The organism is Bradyrhizobium sp. 157 (assembly GCF_023073815.1).
In the GTDB taxonomy this organism is placed as follows: Bacteria; Pseudomonadota; Alphaproteobacteria; order Rhizobiales; family Xanthobacteraceae; genus Bradyrhizobium.
The window spans coordinates 67,323-92,578 of record NZ_JADPKF010000120.1; the positions used below are offsets into that span (position 1 = coordinate 67,323).

A 25,256-nucleotide genomic window follows, 5' to 3' on the forward strand; every position below is an offset into this window, starting at 1 on the left:
TTTCCTGATGCGGACCGGCGTCCAAATGGCCCGCAGGCCAACAGGCTATCCGGCCGGCCGGTGGCCAAAGCCCAGCAAGTCCTTCAGATTGGTCAGTATGCCATGCGCGGACTCGTGGGGATGGCGTTTGCACGATCCGAGAACGTGGTGCAGGCCATCCGGGAGGCCCTGATACTCGATTTGCAGATCTGCGACGATCGCCGCCATCAGCTGATCCAGCCGCCGACCCCAGCCAGATGTATCGAGCTCCTCGATCCTAACCTGCAATGCATCTTCAATCGCGTATATCTCGGTGAGAATGTCCTTGGCGATCATGACGCGATTGCTCTTCAGGGCCTGCCTTAGCGCCAGCCGTTTGTCGTCGAGGTGATCGAGCACCATCGACACGCTGGCGGCATATCGCGTCGATGCAATCTGCGAGGCGCGTTTGCCCAGCGCCATTTTGGTGGCGAGACGGATCAACTGCCATGGCGTCTTGAGATGCTTGGCCACGATCGTCAGCGCGAACGGCACCTCCCGTGGATATTTGGCCGCGAAGGCGTCGAGCTGCGCGCGCACAGCGGCAAGCTCCCGGACATCGAGATTGTCTATGCTGGACGGCAGCGCCTTGTTGAAGGCGACGATGGCGTCAGCGATCAGCAAGGCCGACACGATCTTCTTCAGATCGCCGATCGCGCCGCGCGAGGCGGTATATTGTGCAAGCCCGACACGCGTCCGCTCGACGAGTTCTTCGGAAGCCAGTGCGCTCTCGAGGCATTTGGCGACCTTGTGCTGAAATCCCGCCGCGATGCGGCGGGCTTCGCGCGCATTGTCCACGACGAGAACCGTTTTCATCTTCTCGGAGTATTCCTGCGCCAGCGTCGGCAACAGCGACTTGTTGATCCATTCCCAGATCGCAGCCAGGCAGCCGCGCGAGATCTGGCCGGAATTGGCGAGCTCCGGCGCGCGATCAACGAACAGAATTTCGATGGGCTCAAAGAAGTAGCGCGACGGATTGCCGACCCGGCTTTGGGACTGGCCGCTGTTGCGAAACTCCGCGCGCAGTTCCGCCAGGATGAGGTCCGAGCACGGCATGTCCTCGCCGTACATCTGCATCCGCTCGATTTCGATAAGTAGATTCCTGCGCGCCTGCGACGTTATCTGCCGAAGATACTGCTGGATCCGGTCGGTTTGCTCGTTCGCCATTGCTCGTCATACCGCTGCATCTGAAACGCCGGTCGGTACCGGTCATTCAGCGGCGGCGCGTTGGGCATCCGCATTGTACCGGGCATTGCCTCGATCACGGACCAGTCCTTCGACCAAGCCGTTCAATGACCGGTAACGCGGCAGTTGATGCCGTCCCCTGATGCTCGTGGACCAGCCGGTGGCAAACGATCGAATGAAATTGCTGCACGCAACGCGTGCAATTGTGAATACCCAATCGTGAATCAGTGGCTAATTTCCCGGGCCGGGAAAATACGGATATCGCCGCAGGATTCGGGCAACGGACCCCAATTGCCGTGTTTCGCGGAGCAGAAAAAGCGGCAGTCCGCTCCGGCGTGGAACAAATGCCGCAATCCCAGCTTATGGTAGACGCCCTACAGCCGGGAGTGTTTCATGAAAATCGCAGGGATGATTATGGCTGCCACCGCGGCCCTCAGCATCGCCGGGACGTCGGCTCTGGCCCAGCAAACGCGGATCGGAATGGTGACCAAGATAGATCGGATCAGCGGCACCATCTCGATCAAGGATATGCCGGAAGGCACCACCGGTGCGAACACCGGCGCGGCGACCGAAGAGTTCAAGATTCAGGATGGCGCGCGGCTGAACGCCCTGCACGCCGGCGACAGGGTCACCTTCGCCGTGAACGACACGCCGGGGACCAAGACCATCACGAAGATCGACAAGACGGACGCGGTCACCAAGATCGAGAAGAAATGAGGCATTGCCGACGCGCCATCAGCCTCGTGATGTCTCGCTTGGGTTGGCGAATAGCGATGCCCGGAATGCCTTGGGTCCGGGCCTCCAACTTCACTGCGCGATAAGATCCGGGTGAAGAGCGCGAGGCTCGTCTCCGGACAGTGCTTCGCATCGCCGGAGGAACCGAGGGCTCGTGACGCGGTAACGTTAGCGTGGCGCCCGCTCGAGCGAGGCGCGAATTTCAGCGACCGCTTCGTCGCAATATTCGTTCAGTTTCTGGAATCGCTGCTGCAGCGCCCGTCGTTTTCCGGCGCGTTTCGCCGGCCCCTCCCGGTCAATATTGAACCTATCGGCAGGCGATGGACAGGACGGGGCGGCCTCCGCGGTTGCCAGCGCTGCTTGCATCGACGTGTCGCAACCGTTGGCGGAACACATTTTGCACGCCTCACAAATGCAGAGTCCGGCTGGATTCGATCCGGTGGACATTCTCGGATGCTGGCGCGCTGGTACTGCGACCTTGCACGGCACAGTGTGTTGTTTGGATGCCCGGCCGGGGCCGATTTGGTGGCGAAAGGTAGATATCGACGGTGAACGCGCCGGCTGACCTCGTATTCTTACGGACTCAATTCTCCACGATTAAGATGCAATCGATAGCCAGTTTCGCCAGTGCTTTCCTTTGTTGTTTGCTCAGCGATTCGTTCAATATGTCCGCCAAGCCTTCAGAAACCGGTCTGCCGCCGCGCTGCGAGATCTGCGGCGCAGGTACGACCCGGATCGGAAAGCTGCCCCGGATCGGACTGCGCCCGCTCGTTTACGTCTACAAGTGCGACGCCTGCAACCAGATCACGTCGGTCGAGCCTGAGCGGCAGGACAGCCCCACCATCAGCCCTACCGTCACCCCGCCGATGCCGAAGTCGCGCATCAAGAAGACCCCGCACAGGATCACCCGGCGAGAGCCACACTGATCGCCGGTCACAGCACCGGCGAGAGATCGAGGCTTCAGGCGCGCCTTTGCTCGTGCTGAAAACGCCGCGATTGCGGCTGGACCGGGTTTCTTCCCGGCCATGCCGCATGTAAAAGCTTCGGCCAAATTCCATATGAATAAGAGGCAGGGGCATGTCCGAGGGCTTCATTGACGAACTGCACAACGCGCTCGGCAAAGGCGCGGTGCTATCAGACGCTGACATCGACGCGCGCTATTACCACGACATCGCCGGCAATCCGGTGCCCAAACCGCGCGCAGTCGTCCGCCCCAGAACGACGGAGGACGTCTCCGTGCTGCTGCGGCTCTGTCATCGCGAAGGCGTACCCGTTACGACGCAGGGCGGCATGACCGGGCTGGTGCGCGGCGCGCTGCCGAATGCGAACGAAATCGTGCTGTCGATGGAGCGCATGAACAGCGTCGAAGAGGTCGATGTCTCCGCCGGCGTCGCCATCGCGCAGGCCGGCACGCCGCTGCAAAAACTGCAGGAGCGTGTCGAGCAGGACGGCCTGATGTTTCCGCTCGACCTCGGCGCGCGCGGCAGTTGCACCATCGGCGGCAACATCTCGACCAATGCCGGCGGCAACCGCGTCATCCGTTACGGCATGACGCGTGACCTGATTCTCGGGCTTGAGGTCGTCACCGCCGACGGCACCGTGCTGAAGGGCCTGCGCAAATACATCAAGAACAACACCGGCATCGATTTAAAGCAGCTTTTCATCGGCAGCGAAGGCATCCTCGGCGTCGTGACGCGTGCTGCATTGCGAGTCTTTCCCGCGCCGGCGGAGCGGCAGGTGGCGCTATGCGCCCTGCCCTCGTTCGGCCAGGTCATGGCATTCCTGAAGCTGGCGCGGCAAAGTCTCGGCGGCGAATTGACCGCATTCGAAGTGATGTGGAATGCCTACTACCGCCTCACCGTCGAGCGGGTGAAGGGCGTGGCCGGACCGCTTCCGACCCATCATCCTTTCTACGTTCTGCTGGAAGCTTCCGGCAGCGATCCCGAGCGCATCCATGCCGATCTCGAGAAGCTGCTCGAAACGGCGATGGGCGACAACCTGATCCTCGACGCCACGCTCTCGACCTCGAATGCATCGGCCGCCACGATCTGGCGCATCCGCGATTCCAGCGTCGAACTGGGCCGCACCTTCCCTTACACCGCCCGTGTCGGCTTCGATGTCAGCCTCGCTATCGACCGGATGGAGGAATATGCCGACACGATCGGATCGCGGGTCAGGGCCATTGATCCGCACGCGTTCGCCATCGTGTTCGGCCATGCCGGCGACGGCAATCTGCACGTCAACGTGCATCACGAGCACACACCCGACAAGCACGATGAATTCGAGAAGCTCGTCTACGACATCACCGGCGAATTCGGCGGCTCGATCTCGGCCGAACACGGCATCGGCATCCTGAAGCGGCCTTACCTTAAAATGAGCCGCACCGAAGAGGAAATCGAAACCATGCGCACGCTCAAGCGCGCGCTCGACCCGAAGAACATCCTGAACCCGGGGCGAATTTTTACGGTGTGATAGGGCGACCGCCCTCAGCTCCTTTATACAGCCGTTATCGAGGCCCACGGAAGCGCGGCGCGGCGCGTTACTGCGCCGCCCTCGTTTCGGCAATGATTCGCAGCGAAGCGGCTTGGCTCGCATCCGGCTCCGAGCCGGTAACGACCGGGTCCGTCAGCGATGGCGGCAATTTCTGCACATGCTTGGTAAAGATCCTGACGATCTGTCCCTTCACGCATGGCCCTTTGTCGAAAATATCGGATGCGATGCTCTCGACGGTATCCCTCAAGGACAGGAACTGCGCCTGCCTTGCCATGCTTTCCGTTCCTTTGACGCCTCCGAGTTCATCCATCGCGGCGTCGCTGATCTGACACTCGACCGTGTCCGCATCGTTCAGCATGGTGAACCTGAACGCCAAGCGTTCGTTATCGTGTCCTATGATTCGGTCCCGGGTCAGTGGCATCGGACGGCCCGTCTTGGGCGATTGGCTAGAGGCAATTGCAGGAGGCGCCAGGAAGACGCTGAAGTCTTTCCTAATGGACCAACTCGTCAAAAATTGGGCTGCAGCACGTCGGACCAGGGATCGCCGCGAAGGCAGCGCGTTTGCTACAGATCGACCTGGTGCGAGGGCCGGACCTCTTCATACCTTTCCCTTCCAGATCAGCCATCGGTAGATGCCGAACAGGTTGATGAGTGTCACCACGACGTTTTGCACCATCAGCGCATATTCCGCAGTTAGGTAGCCGACGATGATCCAGATTATCGATGCTGCGCTGAGCACCACGAACGCCCAGCCGGTAATTCGTGGCCGCGCCCGGGCAGCCAGAACCAGCCCGGCGCCGATCGTGCCGGCGGTCGCCACCCAGCGCAGGATTTCATCCATCACGCTCGCGCTCCGCAGAAAGCCACGAACGTCCCTCCGCGATTTGCCTATACGGGTGCAGTCGTGGACAAGCCAGCGGGCTGAAACTTTTCCTCCTCGTGCGCTGACCACCACTCCACCACCGCTCGAGCGACCTGGTCCCACAGCAGCGTCGGAAGATCGGGTACCGCGATCCTGACCACGTGACGATTGCGTGCGGTATCACGAAACCACTCCGCTGCGCCGAAATCGAAGCCGAAACTCCCCGCATGCCGCAGCGGCAATCCGGCTCTTCGCAGGTCGTCGCACAAATCCGCCGCCACTTGCTTCGTCTGCTTCTCGTCGAGCATTCGCTTCGGCGCCAGTGTGACATAGAGACCGTGTGCGAAATGCAGCTCCGCCGATGAAGAGAGCCCGGACGCAAAACAGCGTGCCGTCCGCCTGCTGTTGCGCAAAATGGCCGCCACCCGCCTGTCAGTCAGAGCCCGGTAGGCTTTCGCTCCGACGTAGGGCGGGAAATGCGCAGGCACCGCCGCGCCGCCGAACAGTCGCACGGCATTGCGCGTTTCGTTGGCGAGGTCCTCCAGCCGCTCCCGCTTGGCCGGGGCGACATGCTTTTCGCAGGTGACGAAAACGACCGAGCCGAGCCGGCCGTACTCCACCCCGAGGGAGTCGAGCTTGGTATGGCTGCGCACCAGCGCGATCGGGACTTTCCAACGTCGCGCCCAGCTCACAACCCGGCGGATCCGCCCCGAGCCCGTCGAGAAGCAGGTCGTGTCGAAAATCACGAGATCGAGGCGCGGCCTTGCACAATGGAGGGTCGCCTCGAATGCGGCAGCGGGCGTGCATGAATCGAACAGAAGAATTCGCGGTCGATCAGCACAAAAGGCGACCTCGTCAGGAGAGCTTTTCAGCGGGATCAAGCGAAACTGACGTGCATGATTTTCGATGAGCTCCAGGGTCTCGCCATAGGCGGCAGGCAAGGCGAGGATGTCCGCCTCGGGCACCAAGCGTGCGAAGGCCAGCAGCAGCGCCGATATCGCCGCCATCCCGGAGGACGTATAGATGGTCTGGTTCGCCGCTGTCGAATGGTCGAACTGGTAAAAGGATGGGCCGCGCACTTCGAGGTCTGCACGCTGATAGTCGTAGCTGAACTGGAACGGCCCGGCGCGCAGGCGGCCCGGATGTGCCCAGGCCGTTTCCGTGAACGCCCAATCGTGCAGTGCATGCTCAGCCTTCAGGGCGGCGGCGACGTGAAACTTGTGCTCAATCACCTCAGCCACCGAGATCGGACGCCGCAGCGCCAAAGGAGCGCTCAGGAAACCGTTCAGCAACGTGATTTCCCTGTGTTTCCTGTCGAGATAAGCCTCAAATGTTTCCATGGCTGGCTTCGATCGATCCTGCCTCGCGATAACGTGTCGAGAGGGCATTGGGTCCACGCCATGGGGAGATGCATCCGGCTCGCCTTTGGCCCCCTCAACCTTTCCAGCCGGCCTTGCGCAGGCCCTCGATCAGATGCGCGTGATCATCCGGCCGAAACCAGGGGGCTCTGTTGCGAACATACATATCGAAGGCCGCCGGTGCGTGGGAGACGGCCAACTCCAATGCTTCGCTCGCTTCTGCAATGCGCCCAAGCTGGCCCAGCCCCGCCGCAGACCAGCGGTAGATCATCGGAAAATCGGGATACGACCGCAACAGCCGCTTCGAGGCCTCGATCGAAGCGTCGTATTCACCGCCGAAATATAGACCGCACGCAATGTGCAATAAACGTACTGCCAGATAGGGATCGCGCGGATCGAGCCTGAGACACTTTTCGAGAGCCGTGAGCCCCTCCTTCGGCCGTCCGGCGAAAATCAGCGTCGCGCCTCGGTGGCCGTGCGCGATCGCCAAATTGGGACTCATCGCGAGAGCTCGCTCGATCTCCGCCAACGCACCGTCTGCCTCGCCGCGGGAATGCAAGGCCCAGCCGAGGCATGAACGGGCTTCCGCATCGGCCCCATCGAGGGCGACCGCTCGGCGGGCCAAGCCCTCGGCCGAACGTTGCGCCTCTGCCAAATCCAGCGTTTGGTAAATTGCGGCCGCTTGCAGTTGATATAGAGCGAGCGCGCTGTAGCCGCCGGCAAAGGTCGGATCGTGATCGATTGCCTGCCTGAAAAATTCCGCTGCCCTCAAATCGTCATCCAGCGTGGCTTTGCTCAGATGCCACAGACCGCGCTGATAGGCCGCCCAGGCATCAAGGCTCCCCGGCGGCTTGCGCATCGCTCGACGCAGCTCAGCGTCTGCAATTGCGGGGGCTAGCGCGGTGGTCAGCGCCTCGGTGAGTTCGTCCTGCACAGCAAAAATATCGGCAAGATCGCGGTCATAACGCTCCGCCCAGACATGATTACTGGTTTCCGCCTCTATCAGCTGCGCGGTGACGCGGATGCGGTTACCCGCCTTGCGCACGCTACCTTCGAGCACATAGCGTACGCCTAGCTCGCGCCCGGCCTGCCTCACGTCGACCGATCGCCCCTTGTAAGTGAAGGAAGAATTTCTGGCGATAACGAACAGCGATGGATAGCGCGATAACGCCGTGATCACGTCCTCGACGATACCGTCGGAGACGAACTCTTGCTCGGGATCGCCGCTCATGTTGCTGAACGGAAGTACGGCGACGGATGGCTTGTCCGGCAACGCCAGCGTTGTAGTCGTAGGCTTGTACATCGCAGGCCGCCGGGTGGGATCGATAATGATGCGGTAAACGTGGACAGGTCGAGCGATGTTCTTCAGCGTTTGCTCACCCGCGTCCTCGATATCGAAAGGCACTTTATCGCGCGCGTGATTGAGGACAGCCTCGGAGATACATATACCGCCGGGTTCGGCGAGCGCCTCAAGGCGGGCTGCGATATTCACGCCATCACCATAGAGATCGCGGCCTTCTATCATCACGTCCCCAAGATTGACCCCCACGCGAAACTCAATTCGTTTCTCCTGCGGCACGCCAGCATTGCGTTCGACCATGCCCTGTTGAATGCCGATCGCGCAGCGTACTGAATCGACCACGCTTGGAAACTCGATTAGAATTCCGTCGCCGGTCGTTTTCACAATGCGGCCGTGATGTTGCTTGTTCTTTGGCTCGATCAGCTCACTGCGAAGCTCCTTGAGGCGGGCGAGCGTGCCCTCCTCATCCGCACCCATCAGCTGGCTGTAGCCGACAATATCGGCAGCGAAAATTGCGGCGAGCTTGCGTTTGGTCTGATCTGAGGCCATTGAAGTAGGCCTCCCAAGCGCTATTCAGAGATTCCGGCAAAGGTGTTTCGAGTGCAGGCTGCGGCCTGCGCGTCCGGGTTGATACTCATCAAATATTTGTGACCGTCCTGACAGCTGACGCTCCAGTTATCGATCCCGGATTGAGCACTACCTTGGTAGGTGCTCCGAACAACAACATCACAAGCCAACTTTTTATTTTTCAGAACGGAGATCCAGAAAGCGCGATGCTTGGCTTGATCCATTTCAAGTATCCTCGTCGTAATTTGGTTAGCGGCGTGGGCCACCTTGAAAGGCCCCGGAGCTACTGCCTCCGATCGAACGGCGGTTGTTGTAGCGGCGCTCGCGTTCTTCAAATACAGGTCAGCATCGATAACAAACCAGATAACCGGCGATAGGAGGATGAAGCTCGCGCCAGTTGCGAAGAAAAAAATACGTGATCGTTTCAGCATGTTTTTCGTCCCGGAGTTCGAGACATCGGCAGCCATCGCGGCGTCGCGCGGCCGCAGAAAGCCGAGGAACTAGAGCTTCGCGAAGAAGCCAATAGCTGCGATCAAGCACGCACCGGCGCGCGGCAAAAAAGATGAAGGTGGGGCTGACTGATAACCTAGGGAACCGCGTCAGCTCGGCTCGAAAGTTGCGTGCATTACGGCGAGTCGAGCAGCGCCGAGATCGTAACCGGCATCCACAATCTGGACGTCAAATTCGGCCACACGCGAACTGATCGACGATCCAAGCATGATCCGGCCAGCGGCAAATTCAATTCACGAATTATGAACGCGTGGAGGTTTAGCGCAACCGCGGGGGCTAACTAGCCGGAGGTGCAGGTTTCGTTGTCAGCCCCGCCATTACCTCGCCGCGCCGGCCCGCCTGATGCCGGCAATCGCCGGCAAGGCGCCGGTGTGAACCGGCTCGCCCCGGGAGATTTCCGGCGACTGCGGCGCGCGGGCGGTAGCATCCGGGAAGCGGATCCTCATTTCACGGATGAAGCCGTCGAGCGTGTCGACGCTGGCCGCCATCTTGGCAATCAAGGCGAATTCGGCGCTGTTGGAGGCGGCCGGCTTGCTCGCGGTCTCGAATGCGAACCGGTCGGCCTCACCGATCATCAGGGGCGCGTATTTCTCGCGGAAACGGGCCAGGCCGATCGCATCCTCGGCCAGCGCATAGCCAACCACGGCGCGGATTATGTCGCTCTTCTCGGCGGCATTCAGCGGTTTGAAATCGCGCCAGCGGTCGGCGTAGTACAGTTCGATCTGTTCGGAAGCCTCCCGCCACTGCCGCGACGCCCAATAGATGTCGGAGCGCAGCCGGATCGCTTCGCGGCCGGTGATGTTGGAGATGATATCGAGTGCGAGGTCGTGGCGACCGACATCGCTCTGGGCCCGTGCCTCCAGGAGTAGCCGCTGCTGCCGCAATTCGCCGGATAGATCGGCGATCCGCGTCAGGCGCAGCGCCATGATCGCCCGGTCCGGCTTGCGGTTCGCCAGGTAGACCATCGCAAGCCGGGCCGCCACTTGTGCGCGCGCGGCGCCCTCCAGGCGTTTGTCGACCTGGTACTGCAACAGTTCGGCGGCCTGGTCGAGCAGGTCGACGGCAGCCAGCCGGTCCGCGAGGCGCCGGATCATTTCATCGCCGCGCCGGCCGATCGGCGTCAACTCCCGATACTCATAGAACATGGCGAGCGCGTCGACCGGCTTCATGTCGTCGCCCTTCTGGCCGAGATAGAGGTCCGTGAACAGCGCGGACGCCGCATCCTGGCCCTGCCGCGACAGTTCGGAATTGGGCTGCAGCTTCGTCGCGGTCTTGGCGGCGGAGAGCGCCTCGGCATAGCGCCCGTTTTCGGCATAGAGCTGCGTCAGCTTGTTCAATGCCCTCAACTCGATCGCGTCGCCACGCCAGATCACCGACAATGTCTCAAGTTCACGCATCAACTCGGTCTGGCCGAGTTCGCCGCGCCGGTGCCGCAGCAGGGTCTGCAGCAACCTCGCCTCCGCCGATGCCTTCCGGTCGCTGGACTGCGCCGCGAACCTGTAGGCGTCGAGCGCGTCCTTGTCGTGCCCCAATGCCTCGGCGAGACGTCCGCGCAGCACGGCGATCTCGGGCTTCATCTCGTTGGGAATGCCGATCACTTCCAGTTCGCTGCGCCGCCGCGAGGCCCCGCCATAATCCTTTACCTCGAGCGAGGCCCGCATCGCGTCGGTAATGAGGATGCGCTGCAGTTCCAGCGGCAGCGCGGCGATTGAGAATTCGGCGTTCTTGAACTTTTCACGCGCGTCCACCCATTTTTCCTGGCGGGCGAACGCGAACCCTTTCCACAATTGGGAATCGTAGCCGTTGCCGATCGCCGGATGGGCAAGATCCTTCAGCGCATGCTCGGGATGGCCGATCAAGATGCTGGCTACCGCATGCACCATCAGCACGGCGGCGTCTTCATTCCCCTGGTTGGTTTCGGAGAGGATGAGGTTGGTTACCCCTCTCGCCTCCTGATACATGCCGCGCGACATGTAGAAATTCGCAAGTTCGAGGCGGGCGTGCCTCTTTTGCTCGGGCCCCGCAGCGGCCGCGGCCTTGATCAGCGCGTCCAGCCGGGCAAGGAATTTTTCCTCCCGGTTCTTGCGCCATTCATCGGCATCGAACAGCGGCCTGACCGCCGCGGTGGCACGTTCAGCCGCGACGTCGGCGGACGACAGCGTCAATCCACCGGGCCGGCCGAGCATCACCTTGTCGGCGCCGACCTCGGCGTTGATATCGTCGGAGTTCGGATGCACCACCACGCCGTGCACCGATTCCAATAGCGACAGTTCGACGAAATCGTGCCGCTTGATGAGACCGCGGGTCGGTGGCGGCGCGGTCACGACCCACAGCGTATCGCCTGCGTCGGGATCGACCAGCCGGTGCATCGCGCCGGGATTGGCCAGCGGCACGGTGACATTGGCGAGCGCGGGATCGGTAATGTTCCGCAGCACCATCAGCGGCAGCGGTGGCGTCTGGCCACGGTCGGCGAAGGTCAGCGTCCACTCGGCGCCGTTGGCGCGGTCTTCGCTTTCGAGCGAAGGGATCTGCGGCCGATTGAGGCGGATGCGGACAGCCTGGCCCTTTTCCAGCGGCAGTCGGCTGACATCGCCGATGATGGCGCCGCCCTTGCTACGGATCGGTTCGATATCGACCGGCTTGGTCTGGTCGAATACCAGCCATACCGTGTCGGCACGGCGAAACAGCGCAGCCGGGGTCGGCGCGGCAAAGGAGAACGTCACGCGCAGGCCGTCACTGTCACGCCTTGCCTCGACGCCGGGGGGCTTGTCCTTGGCAACACTTTCCGGCGGCGGACCGGACGCCGCCGGTGCGGCCTTCGTAGGCGGCTCCGCGGAAGACTGAGCCTGCTTGGATGCCGCAGGCTTTGGCGCTTCCGCCGCGGCGGCCTGGACTGGTTCGGCCGGCATTTTCTCGGTCGTGGGAATAGCGTTGCCATTGGCCGGCGGCTTTTCGATGGCAACCATTGCGCCCGCAGCGGCCGGTGCTTCGTTCACCTGCGCGGGCTTGATTTCGATCCTGGCCTGTTCGGCAATCGTCTCCGACGTGACCGGCGGAATCTCGGCCGGCTGCTGTGGTGGCGGCGATTCCTTCAGGGCTTTGTCGCGCGCGATCCGCGAGGCGGGTCCCGGCTTGGCCGGCACGACCGGTTTGGCCGCGGCTTGCAGCTCGGCCAGCGCGGGCTTTTCCGGCTGCTGGAAGGCGACGTCGATCACATAGTTCTTTTCCTCGCGGAAGGAATGCACGTCGACCTCGCCGATCAGCACGATGTCGACGGCGGAAAAGTCGACGTCGGCGCGCTGGTTGATTGAGGCGATGTTTGGCGGCGCCGCCACCTTCGCATCCGCCAGATCGAAATTGAGCACGCCGTTGAACTGCAGCGTCAGCTTCTGATCGTTCAGCACCGACGAGACGTTGACGCCGTCGGGCATCTCGAACACGAAGCGGACGAAGGTCGGCTGCACCGAGGCGCGGACACGCACCGGCGGCTTCTTTTTCGCGGACGCCACCGCAAGCTGGGCGCGGAGCGCGCGCTCGGCAGACCGCGCCCGCTCCGCCAGTTCGCGAACGACCGCGGCTGGAAGCGCGGGCGGCGGACCCGTCCAGCTATCGGGCAGGAAGTCGACGAAAATCCGCTCCGCCGCCGTCATGGTGTTGACGGTTGCCCGCCGCGCCAGCGACAGCCGGATCGCGGTGCCGTCGGGATCGCGCCGCGCCGAGCCGACATAATCGGGGACGGCGTCCGACAGTTTGTCGACGGGAATGTCCACCGGGCGCTTGAAGCGGATGATAATGATCGAACCCGCGGTCGAAACGTCGGATTCGACGTCCTCGGCCAGCTTCAGCACCAGCCGCGCGAAGCCGCCTCCGGACGTGAACGTAGCCTCTCCCCGCACGGGCTCGTCGGCCCGGCAGGGCTGCGAAACGGCCAGCGCGGCGAGCAATATGACAAGAGCGAGCGGCCAGCCACGGCAAAGCCGGGCTACCCGCGCCAAAGCGCGGCTCTGCGATCCAGTTCCAGCGGCAGCCCTTTGCCCCATCCCGGAAATCTCGTGGCCTCAATGATTCTGCGGCGAAGCGCTCTCGCCTGCGGTTTTGAATCTTGGATTGGCCGACTTAAGGCTTTGTTAACGTCAACTCATTGATTTCGCTGAAGGCGCCGGCGAGTCCATCCGGCGGCATGGGGTCGAGCACCACCCCCATCAAAGAAAGGGCCGGAATGCAGCTCTTCTCGGCTCATCCTGCAAATACCGCCGGCTCGCGGCTGCAGGCAGTCGCCACGACATCGCCCCACGCCAGAATCAGAATCATTATCGCGAGACGAATGGAACCAACATCAGCCGTCCCGTTTTAGGAGAGGCATGGACTCGGGATGCACGGCCGACAATCCATCAGCCAAAGCTCCCGGGTCTGCCAACCTGCCTCAGACAGCCAAATTCGGAGTGCGTGAAATGGCAACCCAGATCGTGATGGATCGTACCGGCGACACCCGGCATACATTCGACATCCATGACCGCGCGGAGGTCGAAAAGGCCGAGCGGCGCTTTATGGAATTGACAGGCGCAGGATTTACGGCAGCGGTCCGAACGGGACCCGGCGAGCAACGGGTTATCCGCTCCTTCGATCCGACGGCGGAAGAAACGCTGTTTTATCCGCGTCTCGTTGGCGGCTGACGGCAGTGACCCAGCAGATCGTCCTTGCGATATGCTCGTTTGTGCTGGCTTTGCTCGGTACCGTGCTGCTGTCAGCGCTTTCGCTGGCAGTGGCGCGGTCCGGTTCCTGCAGTAAATCGTTTCGCTTCGAGACTGAGGCGCGAGCCCTCGCGCTCTTGAAGGATTGGCTCTCGCCGAAGCAGCGGGCCTCTTACGAGCGATTCCGATATTTCGACGTCGTCGGCAGCCACACCGGGACGCGCTACCGTATCCACCATGGGACGCAGACGAACATTGAGGAAATCAGCGGCACCGGCCAACATGTCTGCAAATGGTGCTTTGTTCCCGATGGCGACCTCGTCGCCGGCGATGTCATGCTGGCGCAGAAAATCGCCCTTGAAACCAACGAGCGCGGCGCGCTCGCCGTAGCCCACCGCTCGTTTGTCTCGTCAGGGCCGCGTAGGTTCTGACCGGCATACTACCCTTGCCCGGGGCGCATCCTGCGTCAGTTCGGCTTTGGCTGCAGGATCTTGCCTTCGATTTTCGGCAACTCGGCCACGGGAGCGGATTTGTCGGCGCCGGCGCGGCGGGCCAGTTCGACCGTCAGCCGTTCGGCCGCTTCCGGCTGCATCAAGCCCAAAATGTCCGACATCTTCCGCGGCGCAATCTGGGAGGCGATTTCGTAGAGCACGGACATTTCCAGCCGGTCGAACACCTTGGCGGCGTCTTTCGGCTTCATGCCCTCGTACATCGTGATGATGCCCTTGAAGCGGGCAGCCTCCTGTTCGGCCTTTTGCCCGCTCACAGTCGAGATCCGCGCCTCGGTGGCCTTCATTTCCTCGACGCGGCCCTCGATGCGCTTCTCGGCTGATTTCAGAAGGCTTTCGCGAATTTCGATTTCACGCGCACGCTGCTCCAGTTCCTGGCGCCGCGCCTGCAGCCGTTCCAGGATGGCGCGCTCCGACGGCGACACCGATTGCGGGTTTTGGTCGGGAAACACCACGACGCCGTCGGCCTTCGGCGGCTCGGTAGCCGGCGCGGCCGGCTTCGGCGCCTCTTCCTTTTTCTCTTCCTTCTTGACCGAACCGGTGATGTCGGCGGTATCCGACATCGAGCCACCGGGATAGCCCAGATTGTCCTGTGCCCAGGAGCGCTTGGCCGGCTGGCTGACCTGATAATCGAACACGTATCCGCCATCCATCACGAGGCCCGCGACCTTCAGCACTGCAAGGCCGAAGATCGCGACCAGCACGACCGGAATGACACGGATATCGCGAAACGACTTCATGCGGCGAGGCCACTGGCCTTTCGGCGTTCGGAGAATGCTTCAGCCGCCGCGGCTACCGCCTTGGCTGTAGAGACCCTGGGTGCAGCGGGTTCGGCTTCTTGCGAGGGCCGCGCCGCGATCGCGATCTTGGACAGCCGTCGAATGACGCCGTCGCCTTCAGCGAGCATGCCCTTCAGGTGCCCCGCCATCTGGGTCGCGGCGGCAAGTTGGCTGCCGAGATTCTCGTTGACGTCGCGCACCGTGTGCTTGAGGCCGCCGATCGCCCGCTCGGCGATTTCGGTTGCCGTGATCAGTTCCGCGATGGTGGCCTTTAGCGAATGCTCGTCCGCCTTCAGCCGCTTCAGCCGCTTGTTGAGCAGCATGCAGTAACCGATCGTGAGCAGTAGCAAAACCGCCACCAGACTCTCGATCACAATGCCAAGGAAATGACTCATTGTGCCTCCATCAACTTGGTTTGCTCGTCGGCCTTCTCGAACATCGCGAAGGTGGTATTCGGTTTACGCAATTGCTTGGTGACGCGGATCGCGACGCGGTCGCCGACCCGGCCCATGCGGCCTTCCGTCAGAAGGACATTGCCGCAGCGGACTTGCACGAGTGCGTCGGGACGCATCTCCAGCGGCAGCGTGTCGCCGACCTTCAGCGTCATCAAATGCTTGAGCGGAATGTCGGCTTCATACAGCACGGCATCGACCGATATCTCGGCCTGCGCCACTTCGGTCGCGAAATGTCCTTCCCAGATCGGATCGCGGCCGAACTTTTCGCCCATGAACATCTGCAGCAGAACCGGGCGGATCGGCTCGATGGTCGCATAGGGCAGCAGCAGTTCGATATTGCCGCCGCGGTCTTCCATGTCGATGCGCAGCCGCACCAAGATCGCAGCGTTGGCGGGCCTGGAGATCGCGGCGAAGCGCGGATTGGTTTCCAGCCGGTCGATCGAGAACGTCACCGGCGACAGCGGCCGGAACGCCTGCTCGGCGTCTGAAAGCACCACCTCGACCAGCCGCTTGACGAGGTTGGTTTCGATCGTGGTGTAAGGCCGACCCTCGATGCGCAGCGAGGTCTGGCCGCGGCGGCCGCCGAGCAGCACGTCGATAATCGAATAGATCAGGCTGGAATCGACGGTCGCAAGGCCGAAATTCTCCCACTCCTCGGCCTTGAACACGCTGAGCACGGCCGGCAAGGGAATTGAGTTCATGTAGTCGCCGAAGCGGACCGAGGTGATGCGGTCGAGCGAGACTTCGACGTTGTCGGAGGTAAAATTGCGCAGGCTCGTGGTCATCAGCCGCACCAGGCGGTCGAACACGATTTCGAGCATCGGCAGACGCTCGTAGGACACCATCGCGGAATCGATGATGGCGCGAATGCCGGAATGGTCGTCGAGATTGACATCGCCGACGGTGAAGCCGAGCAGATTGTCGATTTCTTCCTGCGACAGAACCCGCTCGCCGGAATTCTTGTTGCCGAATTCGCGGCCGCCATCCTCGACCATGGCCGCCCATTGCAGCGCCATGCTCTCGGAGAGTTCATTGGCGGCGGCCTCTTCCGCAGCCGCCGCGGGGTCTTCGGAATCCAGCGAGGCTTCCCATTGCGCGGCAATGGCGTCCTGGTCCATCTGGTCTTGGTTGCCGGCCATGATGCTAAATCCGCCCCATCACTGCACGACGATTTCCTTGAACAGCACGGCGCTCACCTGCTGCGGCGCCACCGCGTTGTTGACGCGCTTGGTCAGTTCTTCCTTGAGACGAAACAGGCCCGCCGAACCGTTGATGTCGGAGGGACGCAATTCGCGCAGGTAGGTCTGGAAAAGATCGGTGACGCGCGGCAGGTTCGGCTTGATCGCCTCGACCTGCTTCTCTTCCTTGATCTCGAGCACGATCTTGACGCGGAGATATTGCACCCGCTCGCCCGGGGCGCCGACCAGGTTGACCATCATATCGGGCACTTCGATGAAGGACGGCGGCTTCGGCGGCGGCGCTTCGGCGTGCTTCTCCTCGCCGTGGCCGCGCATCAGGAAGAACCAGCCGGCGCCGGCGCCAAGAATGGCGACGAATCCGGCGACCGCAATGATCAGCTTGAGCCTGCCCTTCTTCGACGGTGCGGCGTCTGCGCCGTCTGCGCCTACCGCCTGCTCGTTGTCAGCCATTGCCCCGCCCGCTTCGCTTCCGGAAACGAACGCGGTTGCCACCAGCCTGGGTAACGATGCCCCCACAACGCGAAACAAAAGCCGCCAGCGCACACGCGCCCTCTACGCGTGCAACGCTAGGGTAATAATGGTTAACGGAACCTTTCCATTCGCGCCCAACTGGGAAAAATCTGCCGGGCAAACATGGTCAACAAGACCTTTCTGCCGCCCCCTCCGCCCCCAGAAAAACGCCTAACCCATTCAAAAATCAGCATTTCAGGACTTGGCACGGCTTTCGCAAAGTAGACGGCGTGGACCCGCCGGCTTGGGAGAGCTCAAAGGTTTACGACGGATCCGGACCACGGGCTTGGGAGAGCCTGCTTCGGATCGATCAAGGGGAGAACCACCGATGGAGAATATGCTTCTCGTCGGACTTTCGCGGAAGATGACGTTGGAACGGCAGCTGGATGTCGTCGCCAACAACGTCGCGAACATCAACACGACCGGTTTCAAGGCCGACCGGTCGCTGTTCGAGGAATATCTACGCTCGCCGGCGCATGAAGACAATTTCATGCATGCCGACCGCCGCGTCTCCTTTGTGCATGACCGCGCCACCTTCCATGATTTCTCGGCCGGCCCCTCCGAGCAGACCAAGAACCCGCTCGACGTCGCGATCGACGGCAACGCCTTTCTGGTGGTGCAAACGGCCGCCGGCGAACGCTACACCCGCGACGGCGGCCTGCAGATCAACAATCAGGGCCAGCTCGTGACCGCGAGCGGCGATCCGGTGCTGGGTACTTCCGGTCCGCTCGTGTTCCAGCCGACCGACAAGGAAATCAACATCGCGGCCGACGGCAATATCACGGTCCTCGAGGGCACCGGCCGCACCGACTCGGTTCGCGGCAAGCTGCGGCTGGTCTCCTTTGCGGACCCGCAGAAGCTCGTCAAGGAAGGCGGCAACCTCTACTCGGCGGGCCAGGGCATCGCCGCCCAGCCCGACATCACCTCGCGGGTGCGCCAGGGCTATATCGAGAAGTCAAACGTCAATTCGGTCCACGAAATGAGCCGCATGATCGAGATCACGCGCACCTACACGCAGATCTCGGCGATGCTGCAACAGCAGCACGACCTGCACCGAACCGCAGTCGAGAAACTCGCCGACGTTCCGGCATAACGCTTAAGGCATAGATCGATGCGCGCACTTTACACGGCAGCGACCGGCATGGCGGCACAGGAACTCAACGTTCAGGTGATCTCCAACAACATCGCCAACATGCGCACCACCGGCTACAAGAAGCAGCGCGCGGCATTTCAGGACCTGATTTACGACCATGTGCGCCGCGTCGGCGCGCAGGCTTCCGACCAGGGGACCATCCTGCCGGTCGGCGTCGACATCGGCGGCGGCGTCAAGACCGTCGGCACGCCGCGGCTGATGAGCCAGGGCACGCTGTCGCCGACCGGCAACGACCTCGATATCGCGATCCGCGGCGAAGGTTTCTTCAAGATCCAGGTGCCCGACGGCACGTATGCCTATACTCGCGACGGCTCGTTCATGATGGACGCGCAAGGCCGTGTCGTCACCGCCCAGGGCAACCCGGTGCAGCCGACGATCACGATTCCGCAAAACTCCTCGCAGATCACCATCAACGCTCAGGGCCAACTCACGGTGATACTGCCGGGATCGAACACACCGACGCTCGTCGGCCAGATCGGCCTGACCCGCTTCATCAACAAGGCCGGTCTCAACCCGATCGGCGATAATCTGTTTACGGACACCCCAGCCTCGGGCACGCCGCAGGACGGCGTCGCCAACACCGACGGCTTTGGCGACATGCAGCAGGGCAACCTCGAACAGGCCAATGTCGAGGTGGTGACCGAAATCTCCGACCTGATTGCCGCCCAGCGTGCCTATGAAATGAACGCGAAGGTCGTCAGCGCGGCCGATCAGATGCTGCAATCGACCTCCAACATGTTCCGCTAAAGGACTGGTCATGATCGCCCGCGCCCTCCGCCTGGCCGCCGCCCTGATCGCCGCATCGAGCACGGCCGCTGTCGCGCAGACCCAGGAAAGCTTCGCGAGCCGCAACGTGATCGCCGCGCCCGCGCTGCGCGCCAACGTGCAGGTATCGGGCGACCTCGTGCGGATCGGCGACGTGATCGACAATGCCGGCAGCGCCGCGCAGATCGCGATCTATCGCGCCCCGGATCTCGGCACCACCGGCTCGCTGCCCGTAGCGCAGGTGCTCAACACCCTTCGTGCCCATCATGTGATCGGCGTCGACACCCGCGACCTCAGGGAAATTTCGGTGACGCGTCTGGCCCGCACGCTCGAAGGCAGGGACATCGAGCTGCAGGTCGCGCGCGCGCTGGAGCGCCGCAATGGTCTCGGCGACGCCGCCAATCTGTCGCTGACTTTCGATCGCGATCCCGGCGACGTCAGGCTGGACGCCGGCTTCAGCGGCAGCCTGCAGGCGGCCATCGTGCGATACGACAATCGCAACAGCCGCTTCGACGTCAGCTTTGAGATCGCCAACGAGAACGGCGCCGCCGCTGCCAAGCTGCGTTTTACCGGCACGGCGATCGAGACCGTCGAGGCCGCGGTGCTGGCGCGCAATGTCGAGCGCAACGAGATCTTGAAATCGTCCGACGTGGTGATTGAGCGCCGCCCGAAAGCGGAAGTCGGCCCTGATGCCGCCGCGCGTGATCGCGCGGTGGGCATGCAGGCCCGTCGCCAGCTCCGCGCCGGCCATGCCATCAAGGCCGCCGACCTCGCCAAGCCCGATCTGGTACAGCGCGATCAGAACGTCATGTTGATCTACGAGACGCCCGGAATCTACCTCACCATGCGCGGCAAGGCGCTGGACAGCGGCACCGAAGGCGACGTCGTCACCGTCATGAACCTGCAGTCGAAGCGCACGGTGTCCGGCACCGTGACTGGCCGTGGGCAGGTCTCGATCTCGCCGCCCGCGTCTCGCCTGCCGCAGACCAGCGACGCCACCTCCTCGCTTGGCAAAGCACAACCCGCACCCGTCGCCGTAGCTACCGTCAGTTCGCCAGTCGCTCCAAAAGCCGAGTAATGTAAATGTCAGTCACCCGTTTCAACCGCCTCGCTCTTTCCGGCGCCATGCTGTTGCTGGCCGCCTTGGCAAGCGGTTGCTCCTCGATCGACCGTCTGTCGCAGATCGGCGAAAGGCCGAAGCTGACGGAAATCGAAAACCCGACCACGCAGCCCGGCTACAAGCCGGTGCAGATGCCGATGCCCAAGCCCGAGCAGGCTTCCTACAACGCCAACTCGCTGTGGCGGAACGGCTCGCGTGCATTTTTCAAGGACCAGCGCGCGGCGCGCGTCGGCGATTTGCTGACGGTGACTGTCAACATCACCGACAAGGCCAACATCGCCAACGAGACCCAGCGCAGCCGCACGAGCAAGGAAGATTCAGGAATCACCGACTTCATCGGCGCCCAAACGATCACGCAGCCGAACAAGATCCTGCCCGGCCGCCTCCTGACCACGGACTCGACGTCATCGAGCGACGGCAAGGGCTCCGTCAACCGCCAGGAAGCCCTGCAGACCACGGTTGCCGCGGTCGTGACGCAGGTGCTGCCGAACGGCAATCTCGTGGTCGAAGGAAAACAGGAAATCCGCGTCAACTTCGAAATCCGCGAACTGATCGTCGCCGGCATCGTCCGCCCCGAAGATATCCAGAGCGACAACACCATCGATTCCACCAAGATCGCGCAGGCCCGCATCGCCTATGGCGGCCGCGGCCAGATCACTGACGTGCAGCAACCCCGTTACGGGCAACAGGTGATGGACGTGCTGCTGCCGTTCTAGCTTTTTCGAGCTCCCACACTCCATCGCGAACCTAGGCGCGATGAAGTGTATCAACGCGGCCTCCGTCAGCTCCCCTGGCGGGGGCCGTGGTCGTTTGCGTGAGGATCATCTTGAGCTTGCGGCGGCACGGGCGCGCATTGTTCTCCTCGTACGGCCGTTCACGCATTGGAACCGAAGCTTCCGCCCTGCGTTCCTCACAGCACCGAACCTACAGGGAGCCGACCATGGGCCGCGGAATGCCATCGATGACAGCCCTTCTTGGGCTACTCGCCATTGCCGGATATCAGAACCGCGACAAACTGGCAGAACTTCTCAAGGGCGCTGGCGGCGGCCAGCCGAATTCGGGCGCCGGTCAGCAGCCCCTGGGCGGCTTGCTGGGCAATCTGAGTGGGGTGCTGGGCGGCGCCGGGGTTGGCGGCCTCCTCAGCGGCGGGATCGGCGAACTGCTCGATAGGTTCCAGCAAAACGGCCAGGGAGATAAGGCTGAATCCTGGATCAATCAGGGCCCGAACAAGGATGTCTCGCCGCCGGAATTGAAGCAGGCGATCGGCTCCGACGTTCTGGCACAACTCGAACAGCAGACCGGACTGTCGCAGGAGGAAATCCTGGCGAGATTGTCGCGCGAGCTTCCGGCAGCCGTCGACAAATACACGCCGGACGGCCGTTTACCCGCAGCATGAATTGATGGACGTGACGTCTGGGCAATCAGGAACGGAGCATCGAGATGGGCATACTGTGGACGATCATCATTGGTTTCATTGCCGGCGTGATTGCCAAGTTCATTATGCCTGGCGACAACGAGCCCTCAGGCTTCATTCTCACCACCATACTGGGCGTGGTCGGCGCCTTCGTGGCGAGTTATCTCGGCCAGGCGCTCGGATGGTACAGGCCCGGAGAAGGCGCGGGCCTGATCGGTGCGGTAGTCGGCGCCATCATCGTGCTCTTTGTCTACGGTCTTTTCGCCGGTCGGCAACGGCGATCGATCTAAGAACTGGACCTGATGCGAACGCCCAGGGTCCTGGCGAGGGACATGGTCCCTCCGCGTCGATGCGGCACAGCGCACGGTCCAGACCCTGCGCCCCGGTACGCCTGACGCTATTCAGTAAGTCAAGGAATCGCCTGCCCATCCAGAAGAACTCACGATGCCAGCGCGGTTAGAAGCATCCGCGCGAGATCGGCGCTGAGATAAGGCTTCGGCAGCAGCAGCACGCCAGCCTCGAGACGGCCATGATGTACAAGGGCATTCTCAGCATAACCGGAGGTATAAAGCACTTTGAGCTCCGGGCGCCTTTTGACCGCCTCGGTCGCGAGCTGGCGGCCATTCATGCCCCCGGGGAGCATTACGTCCGTGAACAGCAGGTCAACGCGTTGGGGTCTATCGATGATAGCCAGCGCCTCGGCAGCATTGCCGGCGGCGAGCGTTTGGAACCCGAAACGGGTGATCTGCGCCACGACGTATTCGCGGACCAGCGGGTCGTCCTCGACAATCAGGATAGTCTCCTCGCCATGTTCGCCCGCATACGCGCCGGTCGCGCCGGCGGGCGCCTCCGAGCCACCAGATGTGGCCTGCGGCAGGTATAGCTTCACGGTCGTGCCGTGGCCCTCTTCGCTGTAGATCTTGATATGTCCATTCGATTGTTTAACGAAGCCATAGACCATGCTGAGGCCGAGCCCCGATCCCTTCCCGGCTTCTTTGGTGGTAAAGAATGGTTCAAACACCTTTTCGAGCAGGCTGCCGGGAATTCCCTCCCCTGTGTCACTTACTGCGATCATGACGTAGTTGCCTGGTCTAACCTCGCTGTTCAGGCGAGCGTAGTTCTCATCGAGCACCACATTCTTGGTTTCTAACGTCAGCTTCCCGCCGTTAGACATCGCGTCACGTGCATTAAGGGCGAGATTCAGGATCGCGGTCGAGAGCTGACTGGGATCAATCAGGGCCGGCGCAGAATCGTGCGCCAGCATCGATTCAATTTCGATGTGTTCGCCGAGGGTCGGTCGTAGCAGACGCGCTGTATCAATCACCAACGCGTTGACGTCGGTATTGCGCGGCTGCAGCGGCTGTCGACGGGAGAATGCCAACAAATGCTTCGTCAGCTCAGCCCCCCTTGCTGCCGCTCCGCTAATCAGATTGGTGATCTGAGCGAGATGTGGACGATCCTTGACCGCATCGCTGAGGATTTCGATGGTCCCGGTGATCACAGTTAGAATATTGTTGAAGTCGTGCGCGACGCCACCGGTGAGCTGGCCGATGGCTTCCATCCTCTGCGCTTGCCGGACCTTGGATTCGGTGGCCTCTTTCTCCTCAAAACGCTTGACCATCGCCTCGGCTTCGCGGCGTTGCCTGACTTCCTGCTCAAGTGCCGCATTGGCATCCGCAAGCTGCATGCGCGTGGGAAGCACCAGGATCCGCGGCAGCAGCAACAGCAGTGCTACCGTGATCGCGACCGAGATCAGCGCCAGGAAAGCTTTGGTCAAGGCCTCGATTTCATAAGCCGGCACCCACATGGTGTAGATGGACAGCAGGCGGGTCACTCCGCAGACTGCGACGAAGATCGCGAATGTCAGGAATACGCCCCGGAACATAAGCTCACGGTGGCGCCGCCACACGAAGAACGCGAGGACGAACGCCGTAGCAAAGAAGGCGCCGGCGAGCATCGCGTCGGAAATAACGTTCAGCCAGATCAGTTCCGGCTTCCACAGTAAGCACGCGCCATGCGCGGTGAGCGTCGACATGTGGAATAGCTCCAACAAGCGGCTGCAAGCATGCAACCGCAATCCTCCGATCCGTCCATTGGAAATTATTCAGGTTTTTCGCCACACGCACAAGCGCGGCGCTGCCCTCGGCTAATGTTGTTGAGTCCATCCGATGCCATCAAACCCGCATGTTGCATTCCCGGGAACAATTAGGCGGAGGCTTCGTCGAGGCTTAGCAGATCGGCCTTAGGCACGGCCGCGTGTGCCGGCCAAGCTTCGGATGTCAGTAGCCCCTAGCGGACATGCCTACGACCCCAATTGACAGGTAAGCCTACGTGCGACTGGACGCACGACATCCACATCGATGCGTCGAGGGGTAGCTGCCACACTCCGGAACATTTCCACCCCGCTCTTGTTTTCGTTCATCCATCTAGCGGGAGGAGAATCCAATGGCACTAGAAGCAGATGAAACCGGCAACCTGATCGGCAGCGACAAGGTCGAGGGAACTGCAGTCTATGGCGCCGATCGCAACAAGATCGGCTCGATCGAGCGCGTCATGATCGACAAGAAGAGCGGGAGGGTGTCCTACGCCGTGCTCTCCTTCGGCGGCTTTCTCGGCATCGGCGACGATCACTATCCGCTACCCTGGCAATCGCTGAAATATGATACCTCGCTCGGTGGCTACGTCACCGGCGTGACGGAGGCGCAGCTCAAGGGCGCACCGCATTACGGCAACGACAACACCTGGAACTGGAGCGATCCGACCCGGACCCGCGCCGTCAACGATTATTACGGGATCGCGATGTAACTGCCGTCGCGCCTAACCTCCGAGAGGCCCGCCTTGACGCGGGCCTCTTTCGCTTGGCAGGGGCGAACGCGAACGCAGAGCTGCGTTCGCCTGTCAGCGGAGAACTATTCCTGCTGCCTCGCGTTGTGACCCGCGAAAGGCGGAGCAATGGGAAAATTCTTCTTGATCGTTATCGCTGTCAGCGTCGCCGTTTTGCTGGCGATGAGCGCGTACGTCATCAGCCTGTGACAGTGATGCGGCTTACCAATAGCTCGATCTAACAGCGCCGGGCGCGGAATCAGCCACCGGTCGACCAAAAAGCAGGCCCCGGCGCCTCTCGGGGGGGAAGATTGCGCCAGAGCCTGAAAGGTTGCCGCGTATCTAAAAACACGATTGCATAATTTTCCCGATCAGGAATCGTTCCCGCCCGAACGTTACTTCTTCATGGTTCCTCCGGGAGAAGTAGCATCGCCCTTCTTGTCCACGGCGCCTGCAGTCCCCGCGCCCTGCGTGCTGGCGTCCTTGGATGAAGGCTTGGAGTTGCTGCTCGTCGTGCCCGTTGCTCCGTTCTTCATGCCGGCTTCGCCGGTAGCCTTCGAACCGGGGCCGCCGGCCTGTGAACTGCCGCCCTGCGCGAACGCAGCGGTGCAGGCGAGTACGAAGGCTGCTGCGAGCGAAATGGCTTTCATCTTCATGGCCGTTTCCCGTCTGGTGCACACACCAATCCAATTGCGGCTGCTGCACCAGGTTCCTGATTGTAAGCCGCGTCCGCCACGAACGCACGCAAACGTGCCAGGCCCCCCGAAGCTGCCTGTCGAGGCTGTTCAAAGCATCGCTACAGCGTCCTGT

The 25,256-nt window shown here is 62.0% G+C and carries 25 protein-coding genes; 12 read left to right on the forward strand and 13 right to left on the reverse strand.

Going from position 1 to position 25,256, the window contains the following annotated elements; translation table 11 throughout:
• Window positions 1-45: 45 nt before the first annotated feature.
• Entirely contained in the window at window positions 46-1,185 is a 1,140-nt protein-coding gene (locus tag IVA95_RS35970) for a hypothetical protein (RefSeq protein WP_247514820.1), read from the reverse strand.
• Between the two features lie 411 nt (window positions 1,186-1,596).
• On the opposite strand from IVA95_RS35970, the gene IVA95_RS35975 reads away from it, so the two are divergent.
• The 3 genes from IVA95_RS35975 to IVA95_RS35985 all read left to right on the forward strand — a co-directional run bounded on the left by IVA95_RS35975 (window position 1,597) and on the right by IVA95_RS35985 (window position 4,410).
• Window positions 1,597-1,920 carry a copper-binding protein gene (locus IVA95_RS35975; protein ID WP_213246148.1) on the forward strand — a complete coding sequence of 108 codons (324 nt, stop codon included), beginning with the start codon at window positions 1,597-1,599 and terminating at the stop codon, window positions 1,918-1,920.
• A 683-nt stretch (window positions 1,921-2,603) separates the two neighbouring features.
• The gene (locus tag IVA95_RS35980; RefSeq protein ID WP_247514821.1) at window positions 2,604-2,864 is read left to right on the forward strand and encodes a hypothetical protein; all 261 of its coding nucleotides are present in this window, start codon (window positions 2,604-2,606) and stop codon (window positions 2,862-2,864) included.
• Window positions 2,865-3,015: 151 nt separating this feature from the next.
• Window positions 3,016-4,410: an FAD-binding oxidoreductase gene (locus IVA95_RS35985; protein WP_247514822.1), complete on the forward strand. Its 1,395-nt coding sequence runs from the start codon at window positions 3,016-3,018 to the stop codon at window positions 4,408-4,410.
• A 67-nt stretch (window positions 4,411-4,477) separates the two neighbouring features.
• Here IVA95_RS35985 and IVA95_RS35990 read toward each other — a convergent pair whose 3' ends face one another.
• From IVA95_RS35990 to IVA95_RS36015, 6 genes are all read right to left on the reverse strand, one after another.
• Complete coding sequence (locus IVA95_RS35990) at window positions 4,478-4,852, reverse strand: DUF1488 family protein (RefSeq protein WP_256470372.1); 375 nt, start codon at window positions 4,850-4,852, stop codon at window positions 4,478-4,480.
• A gap of 177 nt (window positions 4,853-5,029) precedes the next feature.
• The gene (locus tag IVA95_RS35995) at window positions 5,030-5,275 is read right to left on the reverse strand and encodes a hypothetical protein (protein WP_247514824.1); all 246 of its coding nucleotides are present in this window, start codon (window positions 5,273-5,275) and stop codon (window positions 5,030-5,032) included.
• Window positions 5,276-5,319: 44 nt separating this feature from the next.
• Window positions 5,320-6,633 (reverse strand): hypothetical protein, encoded by a 1,314-nt coding sequence (locus tag IVA95_RS36000; protein ID WP_247514825.1) that lies wholly within the window; start codon window positions 6,631-6,633, stop codon window positions 5,320-5,322.
• 94 nt (window positions 6,634-6,727) lie between these two features.
• Window positions 6,728-8,500, reverse strand: a complete 1,773-nt coding sequence (locus IVA95_RS36005; protein WP_247514826.1) for an adenylate/guanylate cyclase domain-containing protein — start codon at window positions 8,498-8,500, stop codon at window positions 6,728-6,730.
• 20 nt (window positions 8,501-8,520) lie between these two features.
• Window positions 8,521-8,985: a hypothetical protein gene (locus IVA95_RS36010; RefSeq protein ID WP_247514827.1), complete on the reverse strand. Its 465-nt coding sequence runs from the start codon at window positions 8,983-8,985 to the stop codon at window positions 8,521-8,523.
• A gap of 360 nt (window positions 8,986-9,345) precedes the next feature.
• The gene (locus IVA95_RS36015; RefSeq protein ID WP_247514828.1) at window positions 9,346-13,068 is read right to left on the reverse strand and encodes a tetratricopeptide repeat protein; all 3,723 of its coding nucleotides are present in this window, start codon (window positions 13,066-13,068) and stop codon (window positions 9,346-9,348) included.
• Between the two features lie 411 nt (window positions 13,069-13,479).
• Between IVA95_RS36015 and IVA95_RS36020 the strand changes: the two genes are divergently transcribed.
• Both IVA95_RS36020 and IVA95_RS36025 read left to right on the forward strand, forming a co-directional pair.
• The gene (locus IVA95_RS36020) at window positions 13,480-13,701 is read left to right on the forward strand and encodes a hypothetical protein (protein WP_171580574.1); all 222 of its coding nucleotides are present in this window, start codon (window positions 13,480-13,482) and stop codon (window positions 13,699-13,701) included.
• A gap of 83 nt (window positions 13,702-13,784) precedes the next feature.
• The gene (locus IVA95_RS36025) at window positions 13,785-14,150 is read left to right on the forward strand and encodes a hypothetical protein (protein WP_213246348.1); all 366 of its coding nucleotides are present in this window, start codon (window positions 13,785-13,787) and stop codon (window positions 14,148-14,150) included.
• A gap of 35 nt (window positions 14,151-14,185) precedes the next feature.
• On the opposite strand, the gene IVA95_RS36030 is transcribed toward IVA95_RS36025, so the two are convergent.
• The 4 genes from IVA95_RS36030 to fliL are packed head-to-tail and all read right to left on the reverse strand — an operon-like array spanning window position 14,186 to window position 17,111.
• Window positions 14,186-14,968 (reverse strand): flagellar protein FlbB, encoded by a 783-nt coding sequence (locus IVA95_RS36030; RefSeq protein WP_247514829.1) that lies wholly within the window; start codon window positions 14,966-14,968, stop codon window positions 14,186-14,188.
• Window positions 14,965-15,402 carry a DUF6468 domain-containing protein gene (locus tag IVA95_RS36035; RefSeq protein ID WP_028348637.1) on the reverse strand — a complete coding sequence of 146 codons (438 nt, stop codon included), beginning with the start codon at window positions 15,400-15,402 and terminating at the stop codon, window positions 14,965-14,967. The genes IVA95_RS36030 and IVA95_RS36035 overlap by 4 nt, the downstream gene beginning before the upstream one ends.
• Window positions 15,399-16,601 carry a flagellar motor switch protein FliM gene (fliM, locus tag IVA95_RS36040; RefSeq protein ID WP_213246165.1) on the reverse strand — a complete coding sequence of 401 codons (1,203 nt, stop codon included), beginning with the start codon at window positions 16,599-16,601 and terminating at the stop codon, window positions 15,399-15,401. The genes IVA95_RS36035 and fliM overlap by 4 nt, the downstream gene beginning before the upstream one ends.
• Before the next feature lie 18 nt (window positions 16,602-16,619).
• Window positions 16,620-17,111, reverse strand: coding sequence for a flagellar basal body-associated protein FliL (gene fliL, locus IVA95_RS36045; protein ID WP_247514830.1), 492 nt, complete (start codon window positions 17,109-17,111; stop codon window positions 16,620-16,622).
• 388 nt (window positions 17,112-17,499) lie between these two features.
• On the opposite strand from fliL, the gene flgF reads away from it, so the two are divergent.
• The 6 genes from flgF to IVA95_RS36075 all read left to right on the forward strand — a co-directional run bounded on the left by flgF (window position 17,500) and on the right by IVA95_RS36075 (window position 21,913).
• Entirely contained in the window at window positions 17,500-18,264 is a 765-nt protein-coding gene (flgF, locus tag IVA95_RS36050; RefSeq protein WP_247514831.1) for a flagellar basal-body rod protein FlgF, read from the forward strand.
• A gap of 18 nt (window positions 18,265-18,282) precedes the next feature.
• On the forward strand, window positions 18,283-19,071 hold the full coding sequence (gene flgG / locus IVA95_RS36055) for a flagellar basal-body rod protein FlgG (RefSeq protein ID WP_213246171.1): 789 nt from the start codon (window positions 18,283-18,285) through the stop codon (window positions 19,069-19,071).
• A 10-nt stretch (window positions 19,072-19,081) separates the two neighbouring features.
• A complete protein-coding gene (gene flgA / locus IVA95_RS36060; protein ID WP_247514832.1) occupies window positions 19,082-20,167 on the forward strand; it encodes a flagellar basal body P-ring formation chaperone FlgA in 1,086 nt (361 codons plus the stop codon).
• Window positions 20,168-20,172: 5 nt separating this feature from the next.
• Entirely contained in the window at window positions 20,173-20,925 is a 753-nt protein-coding gene (gene flgH / locus IVA95_RS36065) for a flagellar basal body L-ring protein FlgH (RefSeq protein WP_247514833.1), read from the forward strand.
• A gap of 224 nt (window positions 20,926-21,149) precedes the next feature.
• On the forward strand, window positions 21,150-21,605 hold the full coding sequence (locus IVA95_RS36070; RefSeq protein WP_247514834.1) for a YidB family protein: 456 nt from the start codon (window positions 21,150-21,152) through the stop codon (window positions 21,603-21,605).
• A gap of 44 nt (window positions 21,606-21,649) precedes the next feature.
• Entirely contained in the window at window positions 21,650-21,913 is a 264-nt protein-coding gene (locus IVA95_RS36075) for a GlsB/YeaQ/YmgE family stress response membrane protein (RefSeq protein ID WP_247514835.1), read from the forward strand.
• A 149-nt stretch (window positions 21,914-22,062) separates the two neighbouring features.
• Here the strand turns inward: IVA95_RS36075 and IVA95_RS36080 are convergent, their stop codons facing one another.
• Window positions 22,063-23,658: an ATP-binding protein gene (locus IVA95_RS36080; protein WP_247514836.1), complete on the reverse strand. Its 1,596-nt coding sequence runs from the start codon at window positions 23,656-23,658 to the stop codon at window positions 22,063-22,065.
• A 410-nt stretch (window positions 23,659-24,068) separates the two neighbouring features.
• Here IVA95_RS36080 and IVA95_RS36085 point away from each other — a divergent pair, with 410 nt between their 5' ends.
• Window positions 24,069-24,428, forward strand: coding sequence for a PRC-barrel domain-containing protein (locus IVA95_RS36085; protein WP_213246183.1), 360 nt, complete (start codon window positions 24,069-24,071; stop codon window positions 24,426-24,428).
• A gap of 413 nt (window positions 24,429-24,841) precedes the next feature.
• On the opposite strand, the gene IVA95_RS36090 is transcribed toward IVA95_RS36085, so the two are convergent.
• Window positions 24,842-25,102, reverse strand: a complete 261-nt coding sequence (locus tag IVA95_RS36090; protein ID WP_247514837.1) for a hypothetical protein — start codon at window positions 25,100-25,102, stop codon at window positions 24,842-24,844.
• Window positions 25,103-25,256 lie beyond the last annotated feature (154 nt).